The 26,631-nt window shown below is 66.1% G+C and carries 27 protein-coding genes; 24 read left to right on the top strand and 3 right to left on the bottom strand.

The window, feature by feature from the left end; translation table 11 throughout:
• Nucleotides 1–206 precede the first annotated feature (206 nt).
• The 12 genes from gspD (at nt 207) to QCE48_RS14665 (ending at nt 11,740) form a co-directional block, all read left to right on the top strand.
• Nucleotides 207–2,600, top strand: coding sequence for a type II secretion system secretin GspD (gspD, locus tag QCE48_RS14720; protein ID WP_309786980.1), 2,394 nt, complete (start codon nt 207–209; stop codon nt 2,598–2,600).
• A complete protein-coding gene (gene gspE, locus QCE48_RS14715; RefSeq protein ID WP_309786981.1) occupies nt 2,597–4,084 on the top strand; it encodes a type II secretion system ATPase GspE in 1,488 nt (495 codons plus the stop codon). Before gspD ends, gspE begins: the two co-directional genes overlap by 4 nt.
• Nucleotides 4,085–4,088: 4 nt before the next feature.
• Nucleotides 4,089–5,306, top strand: a complete 1,218-nt coding sequence (gene gspF / locus QCE48_RS14710; protein ID WP_309786982.1) for a type II secretion system inner membrane protein GspF — start codon at nt 4,089–4,091, stop codon at nt 5,304–5,306.
• A complete protein-coding gene (locus QCE48_RS14705) occupies nt 5,306–5,719 on the top strand; it encodes a hypothetical protein (RefSeq protein ID WP_309786983.1) in 414 nt (137 codons plus the stop codon). Before gspF ends, QCE48_RS14705 begins: the two co-directional genes overlap by 1 nt.
• A 150-nt stretch (nt 5,720–5,869) precedes the next feature.
• Nucleotides 5,870–6,334 carry a type II secretion system major pseudopilin GspG gene (gspG, locus tag QCE48_RS14700; protein ID WP_087631759.1) on the top strand — a complete coding sequence of 155 codons (465 nt, stop codon included), beginning with the start codon at nt 5,870–5,872 and terminating at the stop codon, nt 6,332–6,334.
• The gene (locus QCE48_RS14695; RefSeq protein ID WP_404983333.1) at nt 6,325–6,864 is read left to right on the top strand and encodes a GspH/FimT family pseudopilin; all 540 of its coding nucleotides are present in this window, start codon (nt 6,325–6,327) and stop codon (nt 6,862–6,864) included. The genes gspG and QCE48_RS14695 overlap by 10 nt, the downstream gene beginning before the upstream one ends.
• Nucleotides 6,864–7,268, top strand: coding sequence for a type II secretion system minor pseudopilin GspI (gene gspI / locus QCE48_RS14690; RefSeq protein WP_309786984.1), 405 nt, complete (start codon nt 6,864–6,866; stop codon nt 7,266–7,268). The genes QCE48_RS14695 and gspI overlap by 1 nt, the downstream gene beginning before the upstream one ends.
• A complete protein-coding gene (locus QCE48_RS14685) occupies nt 7,246–7,920 on the top strand; it encodes a prepilin-type N-terminal cleavage/methylation domain-containing protein (RefSeq protein WP_309786985.1) in 675 nt (224 codons plus the stop codon). The genes gspI and QCE48_RS14685 overlap by 23 nt, the downstream gene beginning before the upstream one ends.
• A complete protein-coding gene (gene gspK, locus QCE48_RS14680; RefSeq protein ID WP_309786987.1) occupies nt 7,917–9,020 on the top strand; it encodes a type II secretion system minor pseudopilin GspK in 1,104 nt (367 codons plus the stop codon). Before QCE48_RS14685 ends, gspK begins: the two co-directional genes overlap by 4 nt.
• 47 nt (nt 9,021–9,067) lie before the next feature.
• Entirely contained in the window at nt 9,068–10,432 is a 1,365-nt protein-coding gene (gene gspL, locus QCE48_RS14675) for a type II secretion system protein GspL (protein ID WP_309786988.1), read from the top strand.
• On the top strand, nt 10,408–10,932 hold the full coding sequence (gene gspM / locus QCE48_RS14670; RefSeq protein WP_404983067.1) for a type II secretion system protein GspM: 525 nt from the start codon (nt 10,408–10,410) through the stop codon (nt 10,930–10,932). Before gspL ends, gspM begins: the two co-directional genes overlap by 25 nt.
• 28 nt (nt 10,933–10,960) lie before the next feature.
• Nucleotides 10,961–11,740, top strand: coding sequence for a type II secretion system protein N (locus QCE48_RS14665; RefSeq protein ID WP_309786990.1), 780 nt, complete (start codon nt 10,961–10,963; stop codon nt 11,738–11,740).
• A gap of 45 nt (nt 11,741–11,785) precedes the next feature.
• On the opposite strand, the gene QCE48_RS14660 is transcribed toward QCE48_RS14665, so the two are convergent.
• The 3 genes from QCE48_RS14660 to flgA all read right to left on the bottom strand — a co-directional run bounded on the left by QCE48_RS14660 (nt 11,786) and on the right by flgA (nt 14,206).
• A complete protein-coding gene (locus QCE48_RS14660) occupies nt 11,786–12,229 on the bottom strand; it encodes a flagellar protein FlgN (protein WP_309786991.1) in 444 nt (147 codons plus the stop codon).
• A 134-nt stretch (nt 12,230–12,363) separates the two neighbouring features.
• Entirely contained in the window at nt 12,364–12,690 is a 327-nt protein-coding gene (gene flgM / locus QCE48_RS14655; protein WP_309786992.1) for a flagellar biosynthesis anti-sigma factor FlgM, read from the bottom strand.
• Nucleotides 12,691–12,877: 187 nt separating this feature from the next.
• Nucleotides 12,878–14,206, bottom strand: coding sequence for a flagellar basal body P-ring formation chaperone FlgA (gene flgA, locus QCE48_RS14650; protein ID WP_309786994.1), 1,329 nt, complete (start codon nt 14,204–14,206; stop codon nt 12,878–12,880).
• Nucleotides 14,207–14,477: 271 nt separating this feature from the next.
• On the opposite strand from flgA, the gene flgB reads away from it, so the two are divergent.
• From flgB to flgL, 12 genes are all read left to right on the top strand, one after another.
• On the top strand, nt 14,478–14,975 hold the full coding sequence (gene flgB / locus QCE48_RS14645) for a flagellar basal body rod protein FlgB (RefSeq protein ID WP_309786996.1): 498 nt from the start codon (nt 14,478–14,480) through the stop codon (nt 14,973–14,975).
• Nucleotides 14,976–14,996: 21 nt separating this feature from the next.
• On the top strand, nt 14,997–15,422 hold the full coding sequence (flgC, locus tag QCE48_RS14640; RefSeq protein ID WP_044041731.1) for a flagellar basal body rod protein FlgC: 426 nt from the start codon (nt 14,997–14,999) through the stop codon (nt 15,420–15,422).
• Between the two features lie 17 nt (nt 15,423–15,439).
• Nucleotides 15,440–16,168 (top strand): flagellar hook assembly protein FlgD, encoded by a 729-nt coding sequence (locus QCE48_RS14635; protein ID WP_309786997.1) that lies wholly within the window; start codon nt 15,440–15,442, stop codon nt 16,166–16,168.
• 43 nt (nt 16,169–16,211) lie between these two features.
• Nucleotides 16,212–17,426, top strand: coding sequence for a flagellar hook protein FlgE (gene flgE / locus QCE48_RS14630; protein ID WP_309786998.1), 1,215 nt, complete (start codon nt 16,212–16,214; stop codon nt 17,424–17,426).
• Nucleotides 17,427–17,469: 43 nt separating this feature from the next.
• On the top strand, nt 17,470–18,222 hold the full coding sequence (gene flgF / locus QCE48_RS14625; RefSeq protein ID WP_309787000.1) for a flagellar basal-body rod protein FlgF: 753 nt from the start codon (nt 17,470–17,472) through the stop codon (nt 18,220–18,222).
• Between the two features lie 40 nt (nt 18,223–18,262).
• Complete coding sequence (flgG, locus tag QCE48_RS14620; protein ID WP_309787001.1) at nt 18,263–19,051, top strand: flagellar basal-body rod protein FlgG; 789 nt, start codon at nt 18,263–18,265, stop codon at nt 19,049–19,051.
• A 44-nt stretch (nt 19,052–19,095) separates the two neighbouring features.
• Entirely contained in the window at nt 19,096–19,803 is a 708-nt protein-coding gene (locus QCE48_RS14615; RefSeq protein ID WP_309787002.1) for a flagellar basal body L-ring protein FlgH, read from the top strand.
• A gap of 2 nt (nt 19,804–19,805) precedes the next feature.
• A complete protein-coding gene (locus tag QCE48_RS14610; protein ID WP_309787004.1) occupies nt 19,806–20,933 on the top strand; it encodes a flagellar basal body P-ring protein FlgI in 1,128 nt (375 codons plus the stop codon).
• A gap of 12 nt (nt 20,934–20,945) precedes the next feature.
• Nucleotides 20,946–21,962, top strand: a complete 1,017-nt coding sequence (gene flgJ / locus QCE48_RS14605; protein ID WP_309787005.1) for a flagellar assembly peptidoglycan hydrolase FlgJ — start codon at nt 20,946–20,948, stop codon at nt 21,960–21,962.
• A gap of 331 nt (nt 21,963–22,293) precedes the next feature.
• A complete protein-coding gene (locus QCE48_RS14600; RefSeq protein ID WP_309787006.1) occupies nt 22,294–23,046 on the top strand; it encodes a flagellar regulator YcgR PilZN domain-containing protein in 753 nt (250 codons plus the stop codon).
• A 393-nt stretch (nt 23,047–23,439) separates the two neighbouring features.
• Entirely contained in the window at nt 23,440–25,377 is a 1,938-nt protein-coding gene (gene flgK, locus QCE48_RS14595) for a flagellar hook-associated protein FlgK (protein ID WP_309787009.1), read from the top strand.
• A gap of 11 nt (nt 25,378–25,388) precedes the next feature.
• Nucleotides 25,389–26,621, top strand: a complete 1,233-nt coding sequence (gene flgL / locus QCE48_RS14590) for a flagellar hook-associated protein FlgL (RefSeq protein WP_309787010.1) — start codon at nt 25,389–25,391, stop codon at nt 26,619–26,621.
• Nucleotides 26,622–26,631: the final 10 nt, after the last annotated feature.

The following is a 26,631-nucleotide window of genomic DNA, read 5'->3' as shown; positions in this document are numbered from 1 at the left end:
AAACGGTCGCGCACAGCCGGTTCACTGTGGCAATGCAGCCATCAAAAGCTGCTAAGGTTCACGTTTTTAGGATGCGGGCAACGACGGCGGAAACGCCTGGAATCGTTGCCGGCTGGCGCTTTCGGCAGGTTTGACGGCACGTTGCAGCCGGCTTCGGGCAAGATGCGCCCAAGGCCTTGAAATCACACTCCATGAGAAGAAAACGTATGGCACTGCGTCGCACCGCGACGGCACTGCTGGTAGCAGGACTTGTCACGGCGCAGATTGCACACGCGCAGGTGACGCTGAATTTCGTCAACGCGGATATCGATCAGGTCGCCCGCGCGATCGGAGCGGCGACCGGCAAGACGATCATCGTCGATCCGCGCGTGAAAGGGCAGTTGAATCTGGTGTCGGAGAATCCGGTTCCGGAAGATCAGGCGCTGAAGACGCTGCAGTCCGCCTTGCGGATGCAGGGCTTCTCGATCGTGCAGGACCATGGCGTGCTGAAGGTCGTGCCCGAAGCCGACGCGAAGCTGCAAGGCGTGCCGACCTTCGTCGGCGACTCGCCGACCGCGCGCGGCGACCAGGTGATCACGCAGGTCTTCGCGTTGCGCAACGAGTCGGCGAACAACCTGCTGCCGGTGCTGCGCCCGCTCATCTCGCCGAACAACACGATCGCGGCGTACCCCGCCAACAACACGCTCGTCGTGACGGACTACGCCGACAACGTGCGGCGCATCGCCAGCATCATCGCGGGCATCGACACGGCCGCCGGCCGTTCGGTCGATGTCATCCAGCTGAAGAACGCGAACGCGATCGACGTCGCCGACCAGTTGAACAAGCTGCTCGATCCGGGCGCGGTCGGCAGCAACGATGTCACGCTCAAGGTGACCGCCACGCCCGACCCGCGCACCAATTCGCTGATGCTGCGCGCATCGAGCGAAACGCGCCTGCGCGCGGCCAAGCAGCTCGTGCAGAAGCTCGATTCGCCGACGACCCAGCCCGGCAACATGCACGTCGTCGCGCTGCGCAATGCCGACGCCACGCGCCTCGCGAAGACGCTGCGCGGCATGCTCGGCAAGGGCGGCGGCGGCAATGACACGTCGAGCAACACGTCGGGCGGCTCGAACGCGTCCAACGCGTTCAACCAGAACGGATCGGCCAACTCCACGGGCATCTCCGGCACGCCGCCGCTGCCGGGCGGGTTGTCGGGCAGTTCGGGTTCGGGCTCGGGCAACAACCCGATGTCCGGCGGCGGCACCACGAAGGACAGCGGCTTTTCGAACAACAAGGACAGCGACTCGAGCGGCGACCAGCAGGGCGGCATGATCCAGGCCGATTCCGCGACCAATTCGCTCATCATCACCGCGTCCGAGCCGGTTTACCGCAATTTGCGCTCGGTCATCGACCAGCTCGACGCGCGCCGCGCGCAGGTGTACATCGAGGCGCTGATCGTCGAACTCTCGGCAACGACGAGCGCGAATCTCGGCATCCAGTGGCAGGGCCTCTTGATGTCGAACGGCGGCAACAACGCGGTCTACGGCAGTTCGAGCTTCGGTTCCGGCAATTCGAACATCGTCGACCTGACGCTTTCCGGCAACGCGATCGCGCAGAATCCGTCGGCGCTCTCGGGCGCGACCGGGCTGCTCACGCAGGGCCTGAACGTTGGCCTCCTGCACAAGTTCGGCAATTTCTTCGGGCTGGGCGGGCTGTTGCAGGCGCTGTCGACGTCGTCGGACGCGAACATCCTCTCCACGCCTAACCTCATCACGCTCGACAACGAGGAAGCGAAGATCGTCGTCGGCCAGAACGTGCCGGTGGTGACGGGCTCCTACGCGACGCCGACCGCCAACACGGCCACCTCCGTGACGGCGTTCAACACGTTCGACCGGCGCGACGTCGGCGTGACGCTGCACGTGAAGCCGCAGATCACCGATGGCGGCATCCTCAAGCTGCAGCTCTATCAGGAAGATTCCACCGTCGACGCGACAACGACCAACAACCCCGGCGGCGTCACGATCAACACGCGCTCGATCCAGTCGACCATCCTCGCGGACGACGGCGAGATCGTGGTGCTCGGCGGCTTGATGCAGGACCAGTACAACGCGGGCAACAGCAAGATTCCGCTGCTCGGCGACATCCCCTGGATCGGCAGCCTGTTCCGCAGCGAAAACAAGACGCGCACGAAGACCAACCTGATGGTGTTCCTGCGCCCGGTGATCGTGCGCGACCAGGCGACGTCCGGGCAGATCGCGACCACGCGCTACGACTATCTGCGCCAGCAGCAATACGGATCGACGACGGACAACCGTCTCATCCGCGACAAGGACGTGCCGGTGATTCCGCCGCCGCCGCCGGGCCCGAGCCAGGGCGCGGTGCCGGCGCAGAACCTCTTCAACTGGAACGACACGACGCGTTCGCAGAACGGCAGCACGACGCTGCCGCAGGACCCGAACGCGGGACCGGCACCCGGCGTGCCGCAGATGCAGCAGGCACCGCAGGCGCCGCAAGGCCAGCCGCTGACGCCGGGCGCGAACGGCGTGAACAACTACGCGGTGCCGAACAACAATACGGCGCCCGGCATGCCGCTCAATGGCGACGCGGGAGCGCGGCCGTGAGCACGGCGCTGAACGGCGCGACCGTCACGGGCAGCGGCGTTCCGTCGCCGCTCGCCGCGCGGCTCGTGCCATACGGCTTCGCGCGCACCGGCCAGATTCTGGTCGCGCATCAGCACGCGGACAGCATCGAAGTCTGGATCAGCGACAAGACCAGCGACGCCGCACTCGCCGAAGTCGCGCGCAATTTCGGCGCGCTCACCATCGTGCGCGTGAAGAGCGACGAACTCGCGGCGGCGATCAATTCGGCGTATGCGCGCAACGACGGCAGCGCGGCGCAGGTGGTCGGCGAAGTGGAAGGCGAGGTCGATCTGTCGCGGCTGATGCAGGACATCCCGGAAGTCGAGGATCTGCTCGAATCGGAAGACGACGCGCCGATCATCCGCATGATCAACGCGCTGCTCACGCAGGCCGCGCGCGAGCAGGCGTCGGACATTCACATCGAGCCGTTCGAGAACGCATCGGTGGTGCGCTTTCGCGTCGATGGCACGCTGCGCGACGTCGTGCGTCCGAAAAAGGCGCTGCACGGCGCGCTGATCTCGCGGATCAAGATCATGGCGCAGCTCGACATCGCGGAAAAGCGGCTGCCGCAGGACGGGCGCATTACGCTGCGCGTCGGCGGACGTCCGGTCGACGTGCGCGTTTCGACGCTGCCGACCGGCCACGGCGAGCGCGCGGTGCTGCGTCTTCTGGAAAAGGATGCGCAGCGCCTGAATCTCGAAACGCTCGGCATGGCGCGCGACACGCTCGTTCATTTCGACAAGCTGATCGGCCGTCCGCACGGCATCGTGCTCGTGACCGGTCCGACCGGCTCCGGCAAGACGACCACGCTTTACGCCGCGATGTCGCGGCTCGAAACGACCACCACCAACATCATGACGGTGGAAGATCCGATCGAATACGACCTGTCGGGCATCGGCCAGACGCAGGTGAACGAGCGGATCGGCATGACGTTCGCGCGCGCGCTGCGCTCGATCCTGCGGCAGGACCCGGACATCATCATGATCGGCGAAATCCGCGACCTCGAAACGGCGCAGATCGCGGTGCAGGCGTCGCTGACGGGCCACCTCGTGCTCGCGACGCTGCACACGAACGACGCCGCGTCGGCCGTCACGCGTCTCACCGACATGGGCGTCGAGCCGTATCTGCTCGCTTCGTCGCTGCTGGGCGTGCTGGCGCAGCGGCTCGTGCGCCAGCTGTGTCCGGTCTGCAAGGAAGCGCGCGTCGAAAATGGCGTGACGCACTGGCATCCGGTCGGCTGCGATCGTTGCGGCCAGTCGGGTTACTCGGGGCGCCGCGGCGTCTACGAACTGCTGCTGATCGACGACGCCATCCGCCCGCTGATTCACCGCAACGCCGCCGACGCCGACATTCTCGCCGCCGGCCGCGCGCAGGGCATGCGCACGCTGCGCGAGGACGGCGATCGCTGGATCGAAGCGGGCGTGAGTTCGCTGGAAGAAGTGCTGCGCGTGACGGGCGGAGATTAGCGCGATGCCGGCTTTCCGTTTCGAAGCGATCGATCAGGCGGGCAAGACCCAAAAAGGCGTGCTCGATGCCGACAGCGCCCGCGCCGCGCGCGGCCACCTGCGCACGCAGGGTTTGACGCCGCTCGTCGTCGAACCGGCGGGCAGCCGCACGCGCGGCGAACGCCAGCAGCGCTTGTCGCTCGGACGGCGGCTGTCGCAGCGCGAACAGGCCATTCTGACGCGCCAGCTCGCGAGTCTGCTGATCGCGGGATTGCCGCTCGGCGAGACGCTCGCGGTGCTCACCGAGCAGTCGGAACGCGACTACATCCGCGAACTGATGGCCGCGATTCGCGCGGAAGTGCTCGGCGGACATTCGTTCGCGAACGCGCTCGCGCAGCATCCGAAGGACTTTCCCGAGATTTATCGCGCGCTGGTCGCGGCGGGCGAGCACACCGGCAAGCTCGGGCTCGTGCTGTCGCGTCTCGCCGATTACATCGAGCAGCGCAACGCGCTGAAGCAAAAGATCATCCTCGCGTTCACCTATCCGGCGATCGTCACGCTGATCGCGTTCGGCATCGTCACGTTCCTGCTGAGTTACGTGGTGCCGCAGGTCGTCAACGTGTTTGCGAGCACCAAGCAGGCGCTGCCGGTCCTGACCGTCATGATGATGGCGCTCTCCGGTTTCGTGCGCAATTACTGGTGGGCCGTGCTGATCGGCGTCGTGGTGTTTTCGTGGATCGTCAAGAGCATCCTCGCGCGCGCCGGGCCGCGCATGGCGTTCGACCGGTGGCTCCTTACTGCGCCGCTCATCGGCAAGCTCGTGCGCGGCTACAACACGGTGCGCTTCGCGAGCACGCTCGCCATTCTGACGGCCGCCGGCGTGCCGATCCTGCGCGCGCTGCAGGCGGCGGGCGAAACGCTCAGCAACACGGCGATGCGCGAAAATGTCGACGATGCGATCGTGCGCGTGCGCGAAGGCACGTCGCTGTCGCGCGCGCTCGGCAACACGAAGACGTTTCCGCCGGTGCTCGTGCACCTGATCCGCTCGGGCGAAGCGACTGGCGACGTCACGACGATGCTCGACCGCGCGTCGGACGGCGAAGCGCGCGAACTCGAACGGCGCACAATGTTCCTGACGAGCCTGCTCGAACCGCTCCTGATCCTCGCGATGGGCGGCGTCGTGCTGGTGATCGTGCTGGCGGTGATGCTGCCGATCATCGAACTGAACAACATGGTGCAGTAATGAACGCCCTGCAAACCCGCCTTCTGACGCTCATCGCGCTGGCCCTGTTCTGCGTGACGATGACCTACTGGATCGTCACCCTGAGTTCGCGCCAGACCGCGCCGCTGCCCGGCGCCGAGGCAGCGCGCACGCCGTCGGTCGAACAGGCGGCGACGATTTTCGGCGGCCAGTTGCAGACGCAGGCGAACCAGGACGTGCATCTGTTCGGCATTCTCGCGTTGCAGCACGGCGCGGCCGCGATCGTCAGCTACGGCGGCGAGCCGGCGCGCGCGATCTCGCTCGGCGGGCCGCTCACGCAGGGCGTGAAGATTTCCGAAGTGCGCGCGCGCTCGATCATCATCGACCGCAATGGCGTGAAATCAGAGGTCTTTCTGCCCCAAAACGCGCCCGGCCCGACGATATATGTGCGCTGACACGATCCCCGTCAAGCCGTTTGAAAGCGGGCGCCGGCCGGACCTATAGAATGCTCTCCTGCCCACGCGCGCAAATCCGCGCGGGGTGTTTCGCTGGCGCATCGGGCGCCTTCGAACGAACAACATCTTCATCGAAACGAGGTAGTAGTCATGCAAATGTGGACGAAACGTCGCATGGAACTTTCGACGGCGCAGGCACGCCGCCAACGCGGGTTCACGTTGATCGAAATCATGGTGGTGATCGCGATTCTCGGCATTCTCGCCGCGCTCATCGTGCCGAAAATCATGAGCCGTCCGGACGAAGCGCGCCGCGTCGCAGCGAAGCAGGACATCGGCACGATGATGCAGGCGCTCAAGCTGTATCGACTGGACAACGGCCGTTATCCCACGCAGGAGCAAGGCTTGCGCGCGCTGATCGAAAAGCCGACCAACGATCCGATCCCGAACAACTGGAAGGACGGCGGCTATCTGGAGCGCCTGCCGAACGATCCGTGGGGCGGCCAGTATCAGTACCTGAACCCGGGCGTGCACGGCGAAATCGACGTATTCAGCTACGGCGCCGACAGCAAGGCGGGCGGCGAGGGCAACGACGCGGACGTCGGGTCCTGGCAGTAAGCTTCCGGCGAGCGAGTGTGAGTGAACGGGCAAGACCCATCCGCGTGACAAGAAACGCGCTCCAGCGAACCGGAGCGCGGCATACGGCCGGCTTCACTCTGCTGGAAATGCTCGTCGTGCTGGTGATCGCCGGGTTGCTCGTATCGCTCGCCTCGCTGCAGCTCACGCGCAATCCGCGCACCGATCTCAACGAAGAAGCGCAACGGCTCGCGCTTTTGTTCGAATCCGCCGGCGACGAAGCGCAGGTGCGCGCGCGGCCGATCGCGTGGCAGCCGGTCAACGGCGGCTTTCGCTTCGACGTCCGTACCGACGACGGCTGGCGCCCCTTGCGCGACGACCTGTTTCGCGCGCGTCGCTGGGAAGGCGGCGTGACGAACGTCGAAATCCAGTTCGCCGGCACCGACAAGTCGGTCGGCCGGCTCGTCTTCGGCACCGAAGCCATCGACGCGCCGATGGAAATCACGCTCGTTTCGGCCGTCGGACGCGCGACGATCGTCGGCAACGGCAACGGCCGCTATCAGGTGCGGTGATGTCAGCGACCAACCGGGCCACTCGCCGCGCGACGTCCCGCGGCTTCACGATGATCGAGGTGCTGGTCGCGCTCGCGATCATCGCGGTGGCGCTCGCGGCGTCGCTGCGCGCGGTCGGGTCGCTCGCGACGGGCGAAGCGGACCTGCATCGGCGGCTGCTCGCAGGCTGGAGCGCGGACAACGAACTCGCGCAGTTGCGGCTCACGCGCGCATGGCCGCCGATCGGCTCGCGCAGCTTCGACTGCTCGCAGGGGAACCTGAAGCTCGTCTGCACGCAGCGCGTTTCCGCGACGCCGAATCCGATTTTCCGCCGCGTCGAGATGTTCGTCGCGATGCCGGGACGTTCCGGCAATCTCGCGCAGATGGTTACGGTGGTGGCGAATGAAACGAATCGTTCGCTCTGAGCCCCGCGCCCGCGCCGGCGGTTTCACGCTGATCGAGATGATGATCGCGATTGCGATTCTCGCGGTGATCGCGGTGCTGTCGTGGCGCGGGCTCGATCAGGTGATTCGCGGCCGCACGACGATCACGAATGCGATGGAGGACGAGCGCGTCGTCGCGCAGTTGTTCGACCAGATGCGCATCGACGCGCGCCAGGCCGCGACCGACGACCAGGCCGGCCAGCCCGCGATTTCGATGGGCGGCAACCGCCTGCAGATCGTGCGCGGCGTGTATACGCCGGGCGGACCGCCGCGGCTGCAGGTCGTGCGCTACCGGCTGACGGACGGGCGCATCGTGCGGTTTGCGTCGCCGCCGCTCGCGAACGTCGGCGAAGTGCGCCGCGCGCTCTCGGCCGCCGACAGCGCCGACGGCTGGAGCGCCGTGCCGCTGATGGGCGGCGTGGGATCGTTCGCGACGCGCGTCTACGTCGCGCAGCAAGGCTGGACGACGCAGATGAGCGAAGTGGCGTCGAAGGTGACCGAGAACGACAACAACGTGAAAGTGCCGCAACTCGGCGACGGCCCGCTTCCGCGCTCGGTCACGGGCGTTCAGGTCGCGGTCGGCGCGGGAAATCTGCAGGCGCCGATCACGCGCGTCTTCCTGGTCGGAGAATGACGATGCAGGCCAGAAAGCGTTCGAACCAGCAACGCGGCGTCGCGATCATCAGCGCGCTGCTCGTGGTCGCGCTGTCGGCGATTCTCGTCTCGGGCATGCTGTGGCGTCAGGAAGTGCAGATTCGGCGGATCGAGAATCAGCGTCTGCTCGCGCAGGCCAACTGGATCTCGCGCAGCGCGCTCGACTGGACGCGGCTCATCCTGCGCTCGGAAGCGGACACTTCGCCGACGGTCACGTATCTCGGCGGCGTGTGGGGCGTGCCGATCGCGAAAACGCGGCTCTCGGATTTCCTCGGGCAGATCGGCGAAGTGCGGGCGCAGCAGGGCGCGCAGACGTATCTGTCCGGCTCGATCGAGGATGCGCAGGCGAAGTTCAACCTCCGCAACCTCGTTTCGACGCCGACGCCGGGCGTGCTGACGATCAACGTCGAGCAGATCGCGTCGTTCCAGCGGCTTTTGACGCTCCTCGGGCTGAACGGCTCGCTCGCGAAGACGACCGCGCTCCAGATTCGCGCGGGCCTCGCGCAGTCGGCGACGCGGTTTCAGGTGGCGTCGGGCGCGGCGGCGTCGTCGCCGGAAGCGGCGATGGCCGCGATCGCGCAGGGCGGCGGCACGGGCGGCGGCAATTTCACCGACGATCCTGGCCTCAAGGACGCCGACAGCAACGCGCCGGTCGCGCCATTGCAGGTGATCAGCGTCGATTCGCTGCTCGATGTGCAGGGTTTCACGCCGGAAGCGGTGGAGCGCCTGCGCCGGTTCGTGACCGTGCTGCCGACGACGACCGCCGTCAATATGAATACGGCGCCGCCCGAAGTGATCGCGGCCGTGGTGCCGGGGATGAATCTGTCGCAGGCGCAGGCGTTCGCCGCGCGCCGCGAGACCGTGTTTTTCCACGATGTCGGCAACGTTCAGCTCGCGCTGAACGGAGCGGGCGTCAAGGCGACGTCGATCGATCCGAACCTGCTCGACGTCACGACGCGCTATTTTGTGATTCATGGGCGCGTCGAGCACGAGCGCGCGCAGGTGGATCGCACGACACTGATTTATCGCGACCCGACGACGCACACGACGCGCATCGTCTATGTCCGCGACCAGCAATGACGGTTTCACCGCATGTTTGAACGTCCAACGATGAGAGAGAGCGGCCCTTGAGCACACTGATCGTCCAACTTCCGCCGCGCGATCCGGCGGTGCGCTCGGAAGAGTGGCAACTGCCGGAGCTGCCGTTTTTGCTCGTCGGCAAGCGCGGCGAGACGCAGCGCGCCGGCCGCGCGTCGCTCGGCCTCCTGCCGCGCGCGGGCGCGACGGTGCTGATCGTCGCCGCGCGCGACCTGTTGCTGCTTGCCGCGCCGCTGCCGCCCCTCAAGGGGCAGAAGCTGCGGCAGGCGTTGCCGAACGTCGTCGAGGATCAGCTGATCCAGGATCCGCAGACCTGCCATATCGCCGTCGATCCGGTCGCGCTCGAAGGCGGCCGGCGCGTGGTCGCGATCATCGACCGCGGCTGGTTCCGCTTCGTGCTGAACGCGTTCGCGGCAAGCGGGCATCGCAACGTCAAAGCCGTGCCGGCGATGCGCTGCCTGCCGCTGACGGCGGCACCGCCCGATGGTGTCGAAGCCGGCGCCACGGTCGAAAAGGCACCGCTCGCGCTCGATCCGTTCATCGCCGGCGTGCTCGGCCACGTCGTCTCGACCGCGCCGGCGCTCCTCGGCGAAGTCGCCGCGCCTGTCGCCGCGCCCGCCGCGACGGCGGCGCCGGCGTCGCCGCTCGTCGAAATCGCGATTGCGCGTGGCGAGCATTCGGCGCTCGGCGAAGGTCTAGCGCTGCCGGCCGCCGCCGTCATGCAGACGCTCGCCGCGCTCGCAGGCGATCATCCGGGCGCGCTCTACACGCTTTCCGATCTGCCCGGCGACGAACCGCGCCTAACCGCCGCCCCGGCGACGGGCGCGTTCCACGGCGCGCAAGTGCTTCCGTTCGAGCAGTTCGCGCGCAACGCGCTCGCCAGCCGCTTTGATCTGTGCCAGTTCGAGTTTGCCGCGCAGCCGTGGCGCCTCGACCGCGCGACGATGCGGCGCCTGCGCGTGCCGATCGCGCTGGTGGCGGCGTCGGTGATCGTGTCGATCATCGGCGTGAACGCGCAGTGGCTGCAGCTCGCCCGCCAGCGCGACGCGATCCGCGCGCAGGAAACCGAACTGCTGCTCAACGCGTTTCCGAAGACGACCGTCGTCCTCGACGCGCCCGACCAGATGGCGCGGCAGCTCGAACGTCAGAAGGTCGCGGCGGGCGAGCTTTCGCCGACCGACTTTCTTTCGCTGGCCGACGGCCTCGCGCGCTCGCTCGGCCCGGTGCCGGTGAACGGCATCGCGGCGCTCGACTATCGCGACCGTCGGCTGGAAGTGACGTTCAAGCCCGAAACGAAGGTGGACCCGGACCTGCAAAAGCGCCTCGCCGCGAACGGTTTCTCGGGCAGCATGGACAGCGGCACCGGCAAATGGACGATCAGGAGCGGTCAGTGAAAAAGCAAATCGGCGATTTGTGGGCCGAGTTCTGGGACGGCCGGACGCAGCGGGAAAAGACGCTGCTGATGTGGGGCGGGCTCGCGGTCGGCATCGCGATCGTGTATCTCGTGCTGTGGGCGCCGGCCTACGAGGGGCGTGCGCGTCTGCGGGAAAGTCTGCCCGGGATGCAGCGCCAGCTCGCGCAGATGACCGCGCAGGCGAACGAGGCGCGCGCGCTCTCGGGCGTGGTCGAAGGCGTGATGCCGACGGGCCAGGTGCTGAAAGACGCGCTCGCGAAGTCGCTCGCGGACAGCGGCATGCCGCCGACGCAGATTCAGCTCGTCGGCGCGGCAATCCAGATCCAGTTGAAGAACGCGTCGTTTCCGATGTGGACGGCGTGGCTCGACGACGTGCGCCGCCAGTACAAGGTGCAGGTCGCCGAGACGCAAATCCAGGCGCTCAAGCCGGACGGCCAGGTCGACCTGACCGCGTCGCTGCAGCCGGCGAGCGCGAAATGAGTCGCGACGGCAACGAGGGGCGGCGCCCATGAGCTACTGGACGCGCCGCGCGCGCGCCGCGCTGCCGCCCATCATCGTGGCGGTGCTGTCGGTATTCTTCACGCTGCTCGCGATGATGCCGGCCGCCTGGATCGTGCCGCAGTTCTCGAAGACGACGGGCGGCCACGTCAATCTGGTCGATCCCGCCGGATCGCTCTGGCAGGGGTCGGCCTCGCTGATGCTGGCGGCGGGCCCGGACGGCAGCGGCGCCACGCTCTTGCCGGGGCGGATCGAATGGACGACGGCCTTCTGGCCGCTCTTCACCGGCCGCGTGCACATGACGATGCGCCAGACGCAGGCGATGCCCGATGCCGTCACGGTCGATGCGGCGTTGCGCGGCGCCACGGTGTCGCCGGGCGCGATCGTCGTGCCGGCGGCGCTTCTGAGCGGACTCGGCGCGCCGTTCAACACGCTCGACATCGACGGCGACGTGCGTCTGTCGTGGACCGACTGGCGCGTGTTCGGGCGCAATACGTATGGTCAGCTCGTCGTATCGCTCAACGACATCGGCTCGCGCGTGTCGCGCGTGAAGCCGCTCGGATCGTACCGGGTGGTATTGCAGGCGCAGGGCGCGTCCGCGACGATCGATCTCTCGACCAGCAAGGGCCCGCTGATGCTCGACGGCCACGGCACGCTTTCGCCGCAGTCGACCGAATTCCAAGGCACGGCGAGCGCCGCGCCGGAAGCCCGCGAAAACCTAGCGGGCCTGCTCAATCTGCTGGGCCGGCACACGGACCCGGATACGGTCGCGCTGGCGTTCGTCCGTTGAGGCGAACGCCGACGCGGCTTCAGAGCGCCGTTTCAGAGCCCCGTTTCAGAGCCCCATCACGCCCGGCACGCGCCCGTCGGGACCATAGAAGCCCGATTTCGCCGGCGCGACGCGCAGCTGCGCGAGCGCGCGCCGGTTGTATTCCATCCGCGTGCGGATCAGGACGCCGTTGCTGTTGTTTCCCTGCCGCGCGCGCGTGGCGGCGGCCCGCAGCCGGTTCCAGTGATCGACGAGCCGTTCGTCCGCGGCGACCGCCGCTTCCATACCCGCAAAGCCGGTGGCGAATCCGAGCGCGGCCAGTTGCGCGTCGCGCTGCTGTTCCAGCGCGGCGATCTGCTCGGTCAGTGTGGTTTTCTGCTCGATGATCGGCGGCAGCGCCTCGAGCGGCGAGGCCGCGATCAGCGCCTTTTCTTCGAAGGCCAAGAGCGACTCGAACGCCTCGACGGCGGAGAGTTCATCGATAACAGTGGCAAGCAGGGCGTCTTTCATTGCGACTCGCTTAAACGCTCGACCGCGATTGCGCGGTCAGGGTCAAAAAAGCCGCCCGGCAGCACCGTCATGACGATGCGAGAGCGTCGTGCGTCACCGCGCGCGTCTTGCCGCGCGCGGTGTCGTCACTCGTCTCAGCCGCCGGTCGGCGGGGTTTTCGTTTGCAGCAGGTCGCGGGCCGTGCCGAGCATGCCGTCGGCGATCTTGCCCGAGTCGACCGAGTAGCTGCCGTCGCGAAGCGCGGCCTTGATCGACGCGACTTTCGCCGTATCGACATCGGACGCGTTCGAGGCGCGCAGGTCGGCCGACAAGGGCGACAGGCTCACCGTCGACTGCGGCGTGCTCGCCGTACCCGACTGCTGCGTGGTGCTCACGGCACCTTTTGCATCGCTTTGCGATGCGCGTTGCGTCCCTTCTTGAAGGGCCGCGAGACTGGTGTTGCTATTCGAATCGATTTTCACGATGTGCATTCCCGAACGAGTTGATTCCTTTATCGGCGTGACAGTGTAAAAACTTTAACCTGCCTCGCGTCCCGGAACCACCCCGCCAGCTGCCGTATCGTGCAAAACCTTATCCATCAAGGCTTTCGCGCATTTGCAACCATTTGCAACAAATTGCAACAAATGCGCGGTCGCTCATTTCGTGCCTTCAGAGCCGGATTTCGACCGTCTGGCTGTCCTTCACGACGCCGGTGATGATCTGTCCAGCGGACGTTTTCACGCGAACCTGCTGGCCGGGCGCGGCGTTGTTCATCACGCTGCCTTCGGCGGAAATGGAGAAGCCGGAGCCGTCGGCGACGACGCGCACGTTCTGCCCGATCGACACCGATGTCGCGCCGCGCAGCATGTCCGTGCGCAGCGGCAGGCCGGCGGGCACGCGCGAAAGCGCGACGGCGCCGACCGCCTGAGTCGGATCGGTGACGATGGCTTGCGGCATCGAGGTGAGGTCGCCGTCGCGGGCGATCAGGTCGGCGCTCGACAGCACTTCGCCGGGCGCGATGGCGCGTGCGGCGAGGTAGTACGTCGCGTTGATCGAGACGCGCACTTGTAAATAGAGCGTCCAGGGACGCTCGCCCACGCAGCGCACGCCGACGGTCGTGCGGCCCCACAGGCGGGCGCCGGTCGGCATGAACGGATCGAGCGCCGTGCAGGGCGCGAGCCCGCGCGGGAACACCGGCATCACGGTGATTTCCGGCTTGCCGGGCAGGCCTGCCGCCTGTTGCTGGACGAAGGCCAGCGCAGCGGCGCGGATGGTCTCGCCGTCCTGCGTGGCCTGAGGGTTCGGATTCGGGTTCGCCGTAGCGATGCGGGCGGCGGCCGGCGCAACGCGCGTCGCGACGGGCGCGGCCGCCGCCGCGGCAATCGGCCGCGCCGCACTGGCGCTGGCGGCGCTCGCGGAAGCTTGCGCGCTCTCGGGCACGATGACCACAGGCGTCACCGCGCGCGCCGCCGTCACGGACTGCACGCGCGGCAGGCTCGCGGAAACTGCGTTCGGCGCCTGATTGGCGACAACCGGCGGGCTCTTCGCCTCGCCCGGTCCCGGAATCACGATCATGCCGTTTGCGTCCGACATCGTGTCGTCGGCGGCTTCGGCGTGCGCGTCGAGTGCGCGGGCGGCGCTTTGCAGCGCGGCGTCGGCGGCGGTCGCAGCGGACGTATAGCCGCGCGGACGCGGCGTATTCATCGCCGATACGGCCGCCACGCTCGACACCGCGGGCGCCGCCGCCGTCTCCGACATGCCCGCGTTCTTCGCCATCGCGCTCAGCGCGGCCGGATTGGTCTCGGCGTTGCCGGGAATCATGATCGGCCCGCCTTCCTGCGCGATGGCCTGACCGGCCATGCCGACAGCGAGCGCAACGCCGCTCGCGAACCAGCGTGCCGACCGCAGCGACCGGCCGGACAGGCGCCCGGCGCGGCGTAAAGCCTTCCCGGCGACGACGACTCCAGCGCCCGGCCGATGCGAAGCGGACCTGCTCATTACATCTCTCCCTCGGCACAAGCGGCCAAACCAGAACTTCCCGGGTCGTCGAATCCATGCGGCGCATGCGGCGCCCCGGCCACGAGAAGAATTCTAGATACCGGCCGCCGAGCCCAAGCCCCGAATAGAGGCCCGCTTCCCCGGTTATTCGTGTGATTGGATCTTGCGACGCGCTCCTAATATTCGTGACATGCAAAAAGGTCTCGCGAGCGGCATCGACGCGGGACCGGATGAGGAAACGGTTAGGAAACGCGAAAGGAGCGACCCGGGAATGCTGGACAAACTCGACAAGGAACTGGCTTTCGGCCGCGAAGCGCTCGATGTGCGCGCTTACCGGCAGGAATTGCTGTCGTCGAATATCGCGAACGCCGACACGCCGGGCTACAAGGCCCGCGACGTCGACTTCGCGAGCTCGCTCGCGGGCGCGCTCAAGAAGACAGGCGGCGCGACGGCGGGCACCGCGACATCGAACGCGGCACCGCTCGCGATGGCGCAGCCCGTCAGCGTGTCGAGCGGGATGTCGATGGCGGCGACCGCGGCGGGCCACATGCCCGGCACGACGACGCTCAAGTCCACGGGCGGCTCGGCGGACGACTACGGCCGCCTCGCCTATCGCATTCCGAGCCAGCCGTCGCTCGACGGCAACACGGTCGATCTCGACGCCGAGCGCGTCCAGTTCGCCGACAACGCACTGCACTTCGAAGCCGGCATGACGGTGATCTCGGGGCAGATCAAGTCGATGCTCTCGGCGATCACGTCGAATAGCTGACAGTAAAGGAAGGAAGAAGCCATGCCATCCCTGATGAACATTTTCAACGTTGCCGGCTCGGCGATGTCCGCGCAGGCGCAGCGCCTGAACGTGACCGCGTCGAATCTGGCGAACGCCGACAGCACGACCGGCCCCGACGGCCAGCCGTACAAGGCGAAGCAGGTTGTGTTCGCGGTCGATCCGCTCGGCGGCGCGCGCACGGCGTCGGGCCAGCAGGTCGGCGGCGTGCAGGTGACGGGCGTCATCGACGATCCGACGCCGATGAAGACGAGCTACGACCCGAGCAACCCGGCGGCCAACGCGGACGGCTACGTGACGCTGCCGAACGTCGATCCGGTGCAGGAAATGGTCAACATGATTTCCGCGTCGCGTTCGTACCAGGCGAACGTCGAAACGCTCAATACCGCCAAGCAGCTGATGCTCAAGACCCTGACGATCGGCACCTGAACCCAAGGACAACTCACGTGACTACCAGCACCACGATCGGCAGCAACGGCACCTCGGTGTCGCAGACGCTGCTCGACACCATGAACGGCACTTCGTCGTCGTCCTCGACTTCATCGACGACGAGTTCCGCGACCGGCGCGCAATCCGCGTCGGATTTGCAGAACACCTTCCTCACGCTGCTCGTGACGCAGCTGAAGAACCAGGACCCGACCAATCCCGCCGACAGCTCGCAGATGACTTCGCAGCTCGCGCAGATCAACACGGTCACGGGCATCGGCCAACTGAACACGTCGCTCAGTTCGCTCGCGACGCAGCTTTCCGCCGGCCAGTCGACCCAGGCGGCGCTTTTGATCGGCTCGACCGTGCTGGCTTCGGGCAGCGACGTGACGGTGTCGAGCGGCAAGTCGTCGAGCTTCGGCGTGCAGCTCGCGAACGACGTCAGCGACCTGAACCTCGTCGTGAAGAACGCCTCGGGCCAGATCGTCAACACGATCAAGCTCGGCGCGCAGTCGGCCGGCGTGGTGCCGGTCACCGGCTGGACGCCGACGGACGCGACCGGCGCGACGCTGCCGGACGGCAGCTATACGATCACCGCGCAGGGCACGATCAACGGCGTCGCGGCCACCGCGACGACGCTCTCCGCCGCGCAGGTGCAAAGCGTCGTGCAGCAGTCGGACGGCACAACCGGCCTCAAGCTCGCGAACGGCAAGACCGTCGGGCTGACGAGCGTCGCGTCGATCCTCTGAACATCATCAACCGAATTTTCGAAATTTCCGAGCGGAGACCTTCATGGGTTACCAACAGGCATTGAGTGGATTGTCGGGCGCATCGAGCGACCTCGACGTCATCGGCAACAACATCGCGAACGCGAACACCGTCGGCTTCAAGCAAGGCCAGGCGCAATTCGCGGACATGTACGCCAGTTCGATGGCGACGGCCGTCAGCAACCAGATCGGCATCGGTTCGCGCCTTTCCGAAGTGCAGCAGCAGTTTTCGCAAGGCACGATCTCGACCACCAACCAGGCACTCGACGTCGCGATCAACGGCAACGGCTTCTATCAGCTGTCGAACAACGGCTCGACCGTCTATTCGCGCAACGGCGTGTTCCACCTCGACAACACCGGCAAGATCGTCAATAGCGCCGGCCTGCAACTGATGGGCTACGCGGCTGATTCGAAAGGCGTCGTCAACAGCGCGAGCACCGTGCCGCTGACCGTGCCGACCTCGAACATCGCGCCCTCGGCGACCACCAAGGTTCAGACGCAGTTCAACCTGAATTCGCAGGACGCGACGCCGACCACGACGCCGTTCGACGCCACCGACGCGAACAGCTACAACACGTCGACCTCGGTCGATGTGTACGACTCGCTCGGCGGCACGCAGAAAGTGTCGGTCTACTTCGTGAAGAACTCGACCGGCTCCTGGGACGCGTACACGGGCTCGGGCGATCCGGTCGCGAACGCCACCAAGATCAGCACGCTCGCCTTCGACACCTCGGGCAACCTGACCTCGGGCGGCAAGGTTTCGTTTTCGATCCCGAACGGGGCGGACGGCGGCGCGACCAACCAGACGATGACGATGGACTTCACGGGCACGACGCAGTACGGCGCGAAGAGCGGCGTGACGAACGTGATCCAGGACGGCTACACGTCGGGCGAACTGACGGGCTTCTCGGTCGGCACCGACGGCACGCTCACCGGCAACTATTCGAACGGCAAGACGCAGGCGCTCGGCCAGATCGCGATCGCCAACTTCAACAACCAGAACGGCCTGCAGAACCTCGGCGGCAACGTGTTCGCGCAGACGTCCGCTTCAGGCGCGCCGCAGGTCTCGGTGCCCGGCTCGACCAACCACGGCACGTTGCAAGGCGGCGCGGTCGAGAATTCGAACGTCGATCTGACGAGCGAACTCGTGAACCTGATCACGGCGCAGCGCAACTATCAGGCGAACGCGCAGACGATCAAGACGCAGCAGACCGTCGACCAGACGCTGATCAACCTGTAACGCAAGCAACAAGCTTCACGGCTGAAACGAGAGAGAGTCACACATGGACCGTCTGATCTACACCGCGATGACGGGCGCCGCACAGGCGCTCGAACAGCAGAGCGTGGTCGCCAACAACCTCGCGAACGCATCGACGACGGGTTTTCGCGCGCAACTCGCCGCGTTCCGCTCGGTGCCGATGACGTTCGAGAACGAGTCGGCGGATGGCACGACGCGCAGCTTCGTGCTGTCGTCGACGCCCACGGCGGACTACACGCCGGGCCCGATCCAGCAGACCGGCAATCCGCTCGACGTCGCGGTCCAGGGACCGGGCTGGCTCTCCGTGCAGGCCGCCGACGGCAGCGAGGCGTACACGCGCGCCGGCAACCTGCACGTCGACCAGAACGGCCAGCTCGTCACGGCGAACAACCTGCCGGTGCTCGGCAACGGCGGTCCGCTCTCGATTCCGCCGGGCGCGCAAGTGACGATCGGCAAGGACGGCACGATCTCGGCGCTGATGCCGGGCGACCCGCCGACCGCGATTGCGATCGTCGATCAGCTGAAGCTCGTGAACCCGGATTCGTCGACGCTCTCGCGCAGCGACGACGGCCTCTTTCGCACCGCCAGCGGCGACCCGGCCGACGCCGATCCGAGCGTCGTGGTGGCGCCGGCCTCGCTCGAAGGCAGCAACGTGAACCCGGTCGCCGCGATGGTCTCGATGATCACCAACGCGCGGCAGTTCCAGATGCAGACGAAGCTGATGGAATCGGCGGACCAGAACGAGCAGTCGGCCAACAAGCTGCTCAACTTCAGCTAATCGACTCGACTCGACAAGCGCACACAGGACATAACGCAACATGAACCGCTCTCTTTATATCGCCGCGACTGGCATGAACGCGCAGCAGTCGCAGATGGACGTGATTTCGAACAACCTCGCCAACGTGAGCACCAACGGCTTCAAGGGCTCGCGCGCGGTGTTCGAAGACCTGCTGTACCAGACCGTCCGCCAGCCGGGCGCGAATTCGACGCAGCAGACCGAACTCGCATCGGGCAGCCAGCTCGGCACCGGCGTGCAGCAGGTCGCCACCGAACGTCTCTACACGCAGGGCAACCTCCAGCAGACCGGCAATTCGAAGGACGTCGCGATCAACGGCCAGGGCTTCTTCCAGGTGACGATGCCCGACGGCACGACCTCCTACACGCGCGACGGCTCGTTCCAGACCAACTCGCAGGGCCAGCTCGTGACGTCGAGCGGCTATCAGGTCAGCCCGGCCATCACGATCCCGCAGAACGCGACATCCGTCACGATCGGCTCCGACGGCACCGTCTCGATCACGCAGCAGGGCAGCACGGCGAGCGTGCAGGTCGGCGCGATCCAGGTCGCGACCTTCATCAACCCGGCCGGTCTCAATGCGCGCGGCGAAAACCTGTTCTCGGAGACGGGCTCGTCGGGCGCGCCGAACGTGACGCAGCCGGGCCTGAACGGCGCCGGCACGCTGCAGCAGGGTTACGTGGAAGCGTCGAACGTGAACGTCGTGCAGGAACTGGTCAACATGATCCAGACCCAGCGCGCATACGAGATCAACAGCAAGGCCGTGACCACCTCGGACCAGATGCTGCAGACGCTTTCCCAGATGCAGGTTTAAGGCTCGCCGGTTTCGAGCCTCGCAAGATCAGACGGACCATCAAGATGTCGCTTACTTTTTACCTTGCCCGCGCTGCGCGCCGTACTGCGCGTCTCGCCCCGGCGCTCGCGCTCGGCGCGGCGCTCGCCGCGTGCGGCCTCGTGCCGAAGGAGCCGATCGTGCAGCAGCCGATGACGGCCCGCCCGCCCGCGCCGCCCGCGAATACGCAGAGCCCCGGCGCGATCTACAACGCGGGCTATGCCGGCCGGCCGCTCTTCGAAGACCAGCGTCCCCGCAATGTTGGCGACATCCTGACCATCGTGATCTCGGAGAACGTGAACGCGACGAAGTCGTCGGCGGCGAACACGAACCGCGCGAGCAATGCCGGCTTCGGCGTGCCGGTCTCGCCGGGCATCTTCGGCGGCCTTTTCAACAACACCAACCTCACGGCGACGGGCGCGAACAAGTTCACGGCGACGGGCGGCGCGAGCGCGGCCAACACGTTCAGCGGCACGCTGACCGTGACCGTCACGGGCGTCCTGCCGAACGGCAACCTGATGGTGAGCGGCGAAAAGCAGATGCTCATCAACCAGGGCAACGAATTCGTGCGCTTCTCCGGCGTCGTCAACCCGACGACCATTTCCGGCAGCAACACGGTCTTCTCGACGCAGGTCGCGGACGCGAAGATCGAGTACTCGGCGAAGGGCTATATCGACGAAGCGCAGAACATGGGCTGGCTGCAGCGCTTCTTCCTCAACCTCGCGCCGTTCTGATCATGACTATCCTCACCCGACTTCTCGCCGTGGCACTCGCCGCGCTCGCCGTGGCCGCCGCATTGCCCGAACCGGCGCATGCCGAACGCCTGAAAGACCTCGTGTCGTTCCAGGGCGTGCGCGACAACCCGCTGATCGGCTACGGCCTCATCGTGGGCCTCGACGGCACCGGCGACCAGACGATGCAGACGCCGTTCACCACGCAGAGCCTGACCAACATGCTCGGCAACCTCGGCATCACGCTGAATTCGGCGAGCACGCAGAACATGCAGTTGAAGAACGTCGCCGCCGTGATGGTGACGGCGACGCTGCCGCCGTTCGCGCGCCCCGGCGAAGCGATCGACGTGACGGTTTCGTCGCTCGGCAACGCGAAGAGCCTGCGTGGCGGCACGCTCCTCATGGCGCCGCTGAAGGGCGCCGACGGCCAGGTCTACGCGATGGCGCAGGGCAACCTCGTCGTCGGCGGCGCGGGCGCGAGCGCGAACGGCAGCAAGGTGCAGGTGAACCAGCTCGCGGTCGGGCGCATTTCGGGCGGCGCGATCGTCGAGCGCGCGGTGCCGAACGCCATCACGCAGGCAGGCGGCACGATGCAGATGGAACTGCGCGAGATGGATTTCGACACGACGCAGAAGATCGTCGCCGCGGTGAACAACCAGTTCGGCATGGGCACGGCGCTCGCGCTCGACGGCCGCACGATCCAGCTGCGCGCGCCGACCGACGCGTCCGAACAGGTGTCGTTCATGGCGCAGTTGCAGAATATCGACGTGAAGCCGTCGCTGGCCGCCGCGAAGGTGATCCTGAACGCGCGCACCGGGTCGATCGTGATGAACCAGATGGTCACGCTGCAGAGCTGCGCGGTGGCGCACGGCAACCTGTCGGTCGTCATCAATACGCAGACGGCGGTGAGCCAGCCGGGCGCGTTCTCGAACGGCCAGACCGTGGCCGCGAAGCAGTCGCAGATCCAGTTGAAGCAGGACAGCGGCGCGCTGAAGTTGTTGTCGGCGGGCGCGAATCTCGCGGATGTCGTGAAGGCGCTCAACGCGCTCGGCGCGACGCCGGCCGACCTGATCTCGATTCTCCAATCGATGAAAGCGGCGGGCGCTCTGCGCGCCGACCTCGAAATCATTTAAGGACGACAGCGCATGAACTCGAACGCGAGCGGTATCGCCAGCAGTGCCCTGGCATCCACCGACACGAACGGCGGCATCGGCAATCTGTCGAATCGTTTTGCACTCGATGTGCAAGGCTTCGACGCCATGCGCGCGCAAGCGAACGCATCGCCGCAGCAAGGGCTGCAGGCGGCGGCCAAGCAGTTCGACGCCGTCTTCACGCAGATGATGTTGAAGAGCATGCGCGACGCGACGCCGTCGGACAGCCCGTTTGATTCGAACGAAAGCAAGTCCTTCACGTCGATGCTCGACCAGCAGTTGTCGCAGCAAATGTCGTCGAAGGGAATCGGCGTCGCGGACATGATGCTCAAGCAGTTGATGCGCAATGCCGGGACCTCGGACAGCGGCGCGGGTGCCAGCGGCATGGCGGGCGGCGCGGGCGGCGATCTCAACGCGAACGCGGGCAACATCGCGGCCATGAACGCGATGGCAAAAGCCTACGCGAGCGCGGCGGCATCGAAGAACAACTCGCTGCAATCGGGCGCGGGCTATACGGCGAACAGCGCGCTCGAACCGGCCGCGCGCGGCAACGGTTCGGACAAGGTCAACGCGTTCGTCGACCGCCTCGCCGTGCCGGCGCAAGCCGCGAGCGCGGCGACGGGCATCCCGGCGCGCTTCATCATCGGTCAGGCGGCGCTGGAATCGGGCTGGGGCAAGCGCGAGATCAAGAATTCGGACGGCTCGACGAGCCACAACATTTTCGGCATCAAGGCGACGAAGGACTGGACCGGCAAGACCGTGAACGCCGTGACGACCGAATATGTGAACGGCCAGCCGAAGAAAGTGGTCGAGCGCTTTCGCGCGTACGATTCATACGAGCACGCGCTGACCGACTACGCGAGCGTGCTGAAGAACAATCCGCGCTATGCGCCGGTCGTCGAAGCGTCCCGCGACGCCGCCGGCTTCGCGCACGGCATGCAGAAAGCCGGCTACGCCACCGATCCGCAGTACGCCAAGAAGCTCATTTCGATCATGCGGCAGATCGTTTGACCGACATGACTGGCGTGACGCTTGCTTATTGGCGCTGCACCATGAGCGTTTCGGCACGGACGCCTTCATGCGCTGACCCGCATAAAGGGCTCTATCAGCATGCGGGCTGGGCGTGCCGTATGGACGCTGCGCGTCGGGCAGAATAGGAGCGCGCAAACGTTGCACATCGGATCGGCGTCGAAACGAGGAATTTTTTCGCGGCAGGCCCTTAATTTTTCCACGGAACTGCCGCTAAACCTGAATACCGAGGTACCGGATCGACGCGATCCGGCCCGACGCGCGGTGCCTGCAAACGCGGCCACGCGCGAGCAAAACGAACACGGCTCGCACCATGAACAACAATCAGACGCACGATTACAACGTTGCTGACCAGGAAGATCCCGTCGATTTCGGCCGGCGCACGCCGCTCGAAATTGGCGTCTCGCTACGCAATCTGGTCAATCGCGGCGATTTTCTGACGGCCGAATATGTCGGCGGCCAGATCGTCACGCGCCTTCTGGATGTCGACGTGACGGCGCATACGTTCATCTTCGACTGGGGCGGTGTAGCCGACCAGAATCACCTCGTGCTCGCGGCACCGAAGCTCATTTTTCACGCGGCGCCGGACGGCGTTCGCGTCGAGTTCTCGACGGGCACGCCGCGCGAGACCTTGTTCGACGGCCGCCCGGCCTTCGAGGCCGATTTCCCAACGGTGCTGTACTACATGCAGCGTCGCGAATATTTCCGCGTCGAGGCACCGGTGCTCGATCCGTACATTTGCAGCGGCGAGTTGCCGAGCGGCGAGCGTTTTCGCTTCGAGGTGCACGATCTGTCGCTCGGCGGCGTCGCGCTGCGCACGATGGACGAGCGCGTCGCGGACCTGGAGATGGGCATCACGCTGCACGACGTCGACCTGCATTTCAGCACGCCTGGAAAGGTGACGCTCGATCTCAAGCTCGTGTCGCATCGCGAATCGACGACGGCGAAAGGCGATCGACGCTTTACGCTCGGATTCAAGTTCGGTGCGCTGCCGGGGTCGGCAGAGAACACGTTGCAGCGGCTGATCACGCAGCTCGAAATGAAGCGCCGGTCACTGGCGAAGTGAGCGGCGCGTCGGGCTTAAGGCGCAGTTTGGCACGCCGGGTCGACGACGAATGACAAGCCGGGCGCCCCACGGGTTTGCCCGGCTTTTTAACAGGTTTGTTTTGCGGTTTTGATTCGTCATCCAAAGTAGTTACAACGCGCGTCAGCCGCTGGACGTCATTTCGCCGAATTAGCCTCACATTTCCCCTTTTCTTCCCGAATTGCTTCGCTGCCGCGGCGCAGATAATGGCTCTATCGCGTCTTGCGCTCTGAATCAGCGAGCGCCGTGCGCGAATGTCCAGGACCGGAGCGAGGCTTCGCCCGTTCGCGCTCAACTTTGTGCGTATCCGGCCGATATATAGAGCAGGTCTCGTCAAGCGGCGGCCGAGTGACGCCGCCTCACCAGGATTCACGCATGTCCAACAACATTTTCAACATCGGCGTCAGCGGTCTCAACGCAGCCCAGTGGGGGCTGACGACGACGGGACAGAACATCAGCAACGCTGCGACGCCCGGCTATTCGCTCGAAAAGGTGTCGTACCAGGAAGCGTCCGGCCAGTACACCGGCTCGGGCTATCTCGGCAACGGCGTGCAGACGGCCACCGTCACGCGCTCCTACAGCCAGTACCTGACGACGCAACTGAACAACACCACGTCGACGAGCAGCGCCGCCAGCACCTACTACTCGCTGATCTCGCAGTTGAACAACCTCGTCGGCGATCCGACGAAGGGCATTTCCGCGGGCATCAGCAGCTACTTCACCGGCATGCAGTCGGTGGCGAGCTCGCCGAGCAGCACGTCGGCGCGTCAGGTGCTCGTGAGCTCGGCGCAAACGCTCGCTGACCAGATCACCACGGCCGGCACGCAATACGACCAGATGCGCCAGAGCGTCAACACGCAACTGACGAGCGCGGTCACGCAGATCAACAGCTACACGCAGCAGATCGCCGATCTGAACAAGCAGATCAACATCGCGAGCGCGCAGGGCCAGCCGCCCAATCAGCTGCTCGATCAGCGCGACCTCGCCGTGCAGAACCTCAGTTCGATGGTCGGCGTGCAGGTCGTGCAGACCGACGGCAACTACAACGTGTACATCGGCAACGGCCAGCCGCTCGTCGTCGGAGCCAAGCAATACGGCTTGCAGGCGGTGACGTCGGCGTCCGATCCGAGCGAACTCGCGATCGCGTTCAAGAGCAGCGACGGGTCCGCCCAGACGCTCGCGCAGACGCAATACGTTCCGGAGTCGGCGTTGTCGGGCGGCGTCGTCGGCGGTCTGATCGATTTCCGCAGCCAGACGCTCGACCCGGCGCAGGCGCAACTCGGCGCGATCGCGACGAGCTTCGCCGCGCAGTTGAACCAGCAGAACGAACTCGGCGTCGACCTGACCGGCAACAAGGGCGGTGCGCTCTTCACGGCCGGCAGCCCGACCATCTACGCGAACGCGCGCAACACCGGCACGGCCGACGTCGGCGTTTCATTCGCCGACGACACGCAGCCCACGACCGGCGACTACACGCTCTCGTTCGACGGCTCGAAGTACACGCTCGCGGACCGCGCGACCGGCACGGCTGTCGGCAGCTTCAGCTCGCCGGCGACGAGCGGCACGATCAACGGCCTCAAGATTTCCGTGACGGGCGCGATGAACGCGGGCGACTCGTTCACGATCCTGCCGACGCGCGCAGCGGTCGACAACTTCGCGCTCTCGAACAGCAACCCTTCGGCGGTGGCGGCGGCGTCGCCGGTGTTCACGGCGGCGGCAACGGGCAACGCCGGGACGGCGTCGATTTCGTCGGCGAAGGTGGTCGCGGGCTACACCGCGAGCGCGATCAAGCTCACGTATGACTCGGCAGCGGGCGGATTCACGTCGAACGTCGATGTCACGCTGCCCGACTCCACCGTCGTGACGGCGGGCCAGACGATTCCCTACGATTCGTCGAAGGGGCTGACGGTCACGTCGAACGGCGTCTCGGCGACCATCACCGGCAAGCCCGCCGACAAGGACGCGTTCGACGTCACGCCCAACGCGGGCGGCACGAGCGACGGCAGCAACGCGCTCGCGATGTCGAATCTCATCACGGCGAAGAGCATGAACGGCGGCACCGACACGCTCACGAGTTCCTACGCGAACTACGTGAACCAGATCGGCAACGACACGAACCAGCTGAAGAGCGCGAGCACGGCGCAGACCGCGCTGCTCAACCAGGCGACGTCGGCGCAGCAGGCGGTGTCCGGCGTGAACCTGAACGAGGAAGCGGCGAATCTGATGCAGTACCAGCAGCTCTATCAGGCGAACAGCAAGGTGATCCAGACAGCGTCTTCGCTGTTCCAGACGCTGCTCGGCATCTTCAACTGAGGCACATAGCGATGCGCATTTCCAGCTCCCAGTATTTCACGATGAACGTCCAGACGATGAGCGATCAGCAGAGTTCGCTCGCGTCGATGTACGCGCAGATTTCATCCGGCAACCGGCTGCAGACCTCGTCCGACGATCCGCTCGGCGCGGCGCAGGCGGTGCAGCTGACCATCAAGACCGCAGCGCTCTCGCAGTACGCGACGAACCAGAGCACGGCGCTCTCGTCGCTGCAGCAGGAGGACTCGACGCTCTCCAGCGTGAGCGACGTGCTGCAAAGCATCCAGACGCAGATCGTGCGCGCCGGCGACGCTTCGCTCAACGACGCGAACCGCTCGTCGATCGCCGATCAGATCAAGGGTTATCGCGATCAGCTGATGAACCTCGCGAACACCACCGACAGCAGCGGCAACTACATCTTTGCCGGCTTCAAGAGCGGCTCGGCGGCGTTCACGGACAACGCGTCGGGGGTCGGCGCGACCTATGCGGGCGATCTCGGACAGCGTCAGGTGCAGGTGAACGACGGCCGCACGATCAACGTCGGGGATACGGGCGCTTCGGTTTTCCAGAGCGTGTCGCCGACGGAAAGCACGCCTGTCTCGGCTGCGGGAAGCGCGAACAAGGGCTCGGGCACGATCAGCAGCGTCAGCGTGACGGATACGTCGAACGCGGCCAATGCGAAGAGCTACACGATTTCGTTCGCGGTTTCGTCGTCGGACGGCAGCACGACTTATACGGTGTCGCCGTCGCCGGACGGGTCGCCGGTCACGCCGGTGGCCTACACGGGCAAGACCGACATCACGCTCGGCGGCGAGAAGGTGACGCTCGACGGCACGCCGTCCGATGGCGACACGTTCAGCGTGGGGCCGGCCGCGTCGTCGGGTACGGACATCTTCGCGACGCTCGACAATCTCGTGAACGCGCTGAAGCAGCCGACCGGCACGGAAGCGCAGAAGGCCTCGCTTTCCAACGCGCTGACGACGGCGAGCACCAAGATCGACAACTCGTTCAACAATGTGCTCTCCGTGCAGGCGACGGTGGGCGGTCGCGAACAGGAAGTGACGGCGACGCAGACGTCGATGCAGACCACGGCGACGCAGACGGCAAGCAATCTCGCGGATCTGACGAGCATCAATCTGGTGTCGGCGATCAGTCAGTACGAGTTGACGCAGAACGCGCTGCAAGGCGCGCAGATGGCGTTCTCGCAGATTCAGAAGATGTCGTTGTTCGATTACATCAGCGGGTGAGGCTTCATCG

The sequence above is a fragment of the Caballeronia sp. LZ024 genome (genome assembly GCF_031451455.1).
GTDB classification, from domain to species: Bacteria; Pseudomonadota; Gammaproteobacteria; order Burkholderiales; family Burkholderiaceae; genus Caballeronia; species Caballeronia telluris.
The sequence above is the reverse complement of the archived record's forward strand: the minus strand, read 5'-3'. Positions and strand labels throughout refer to the sequence as shown.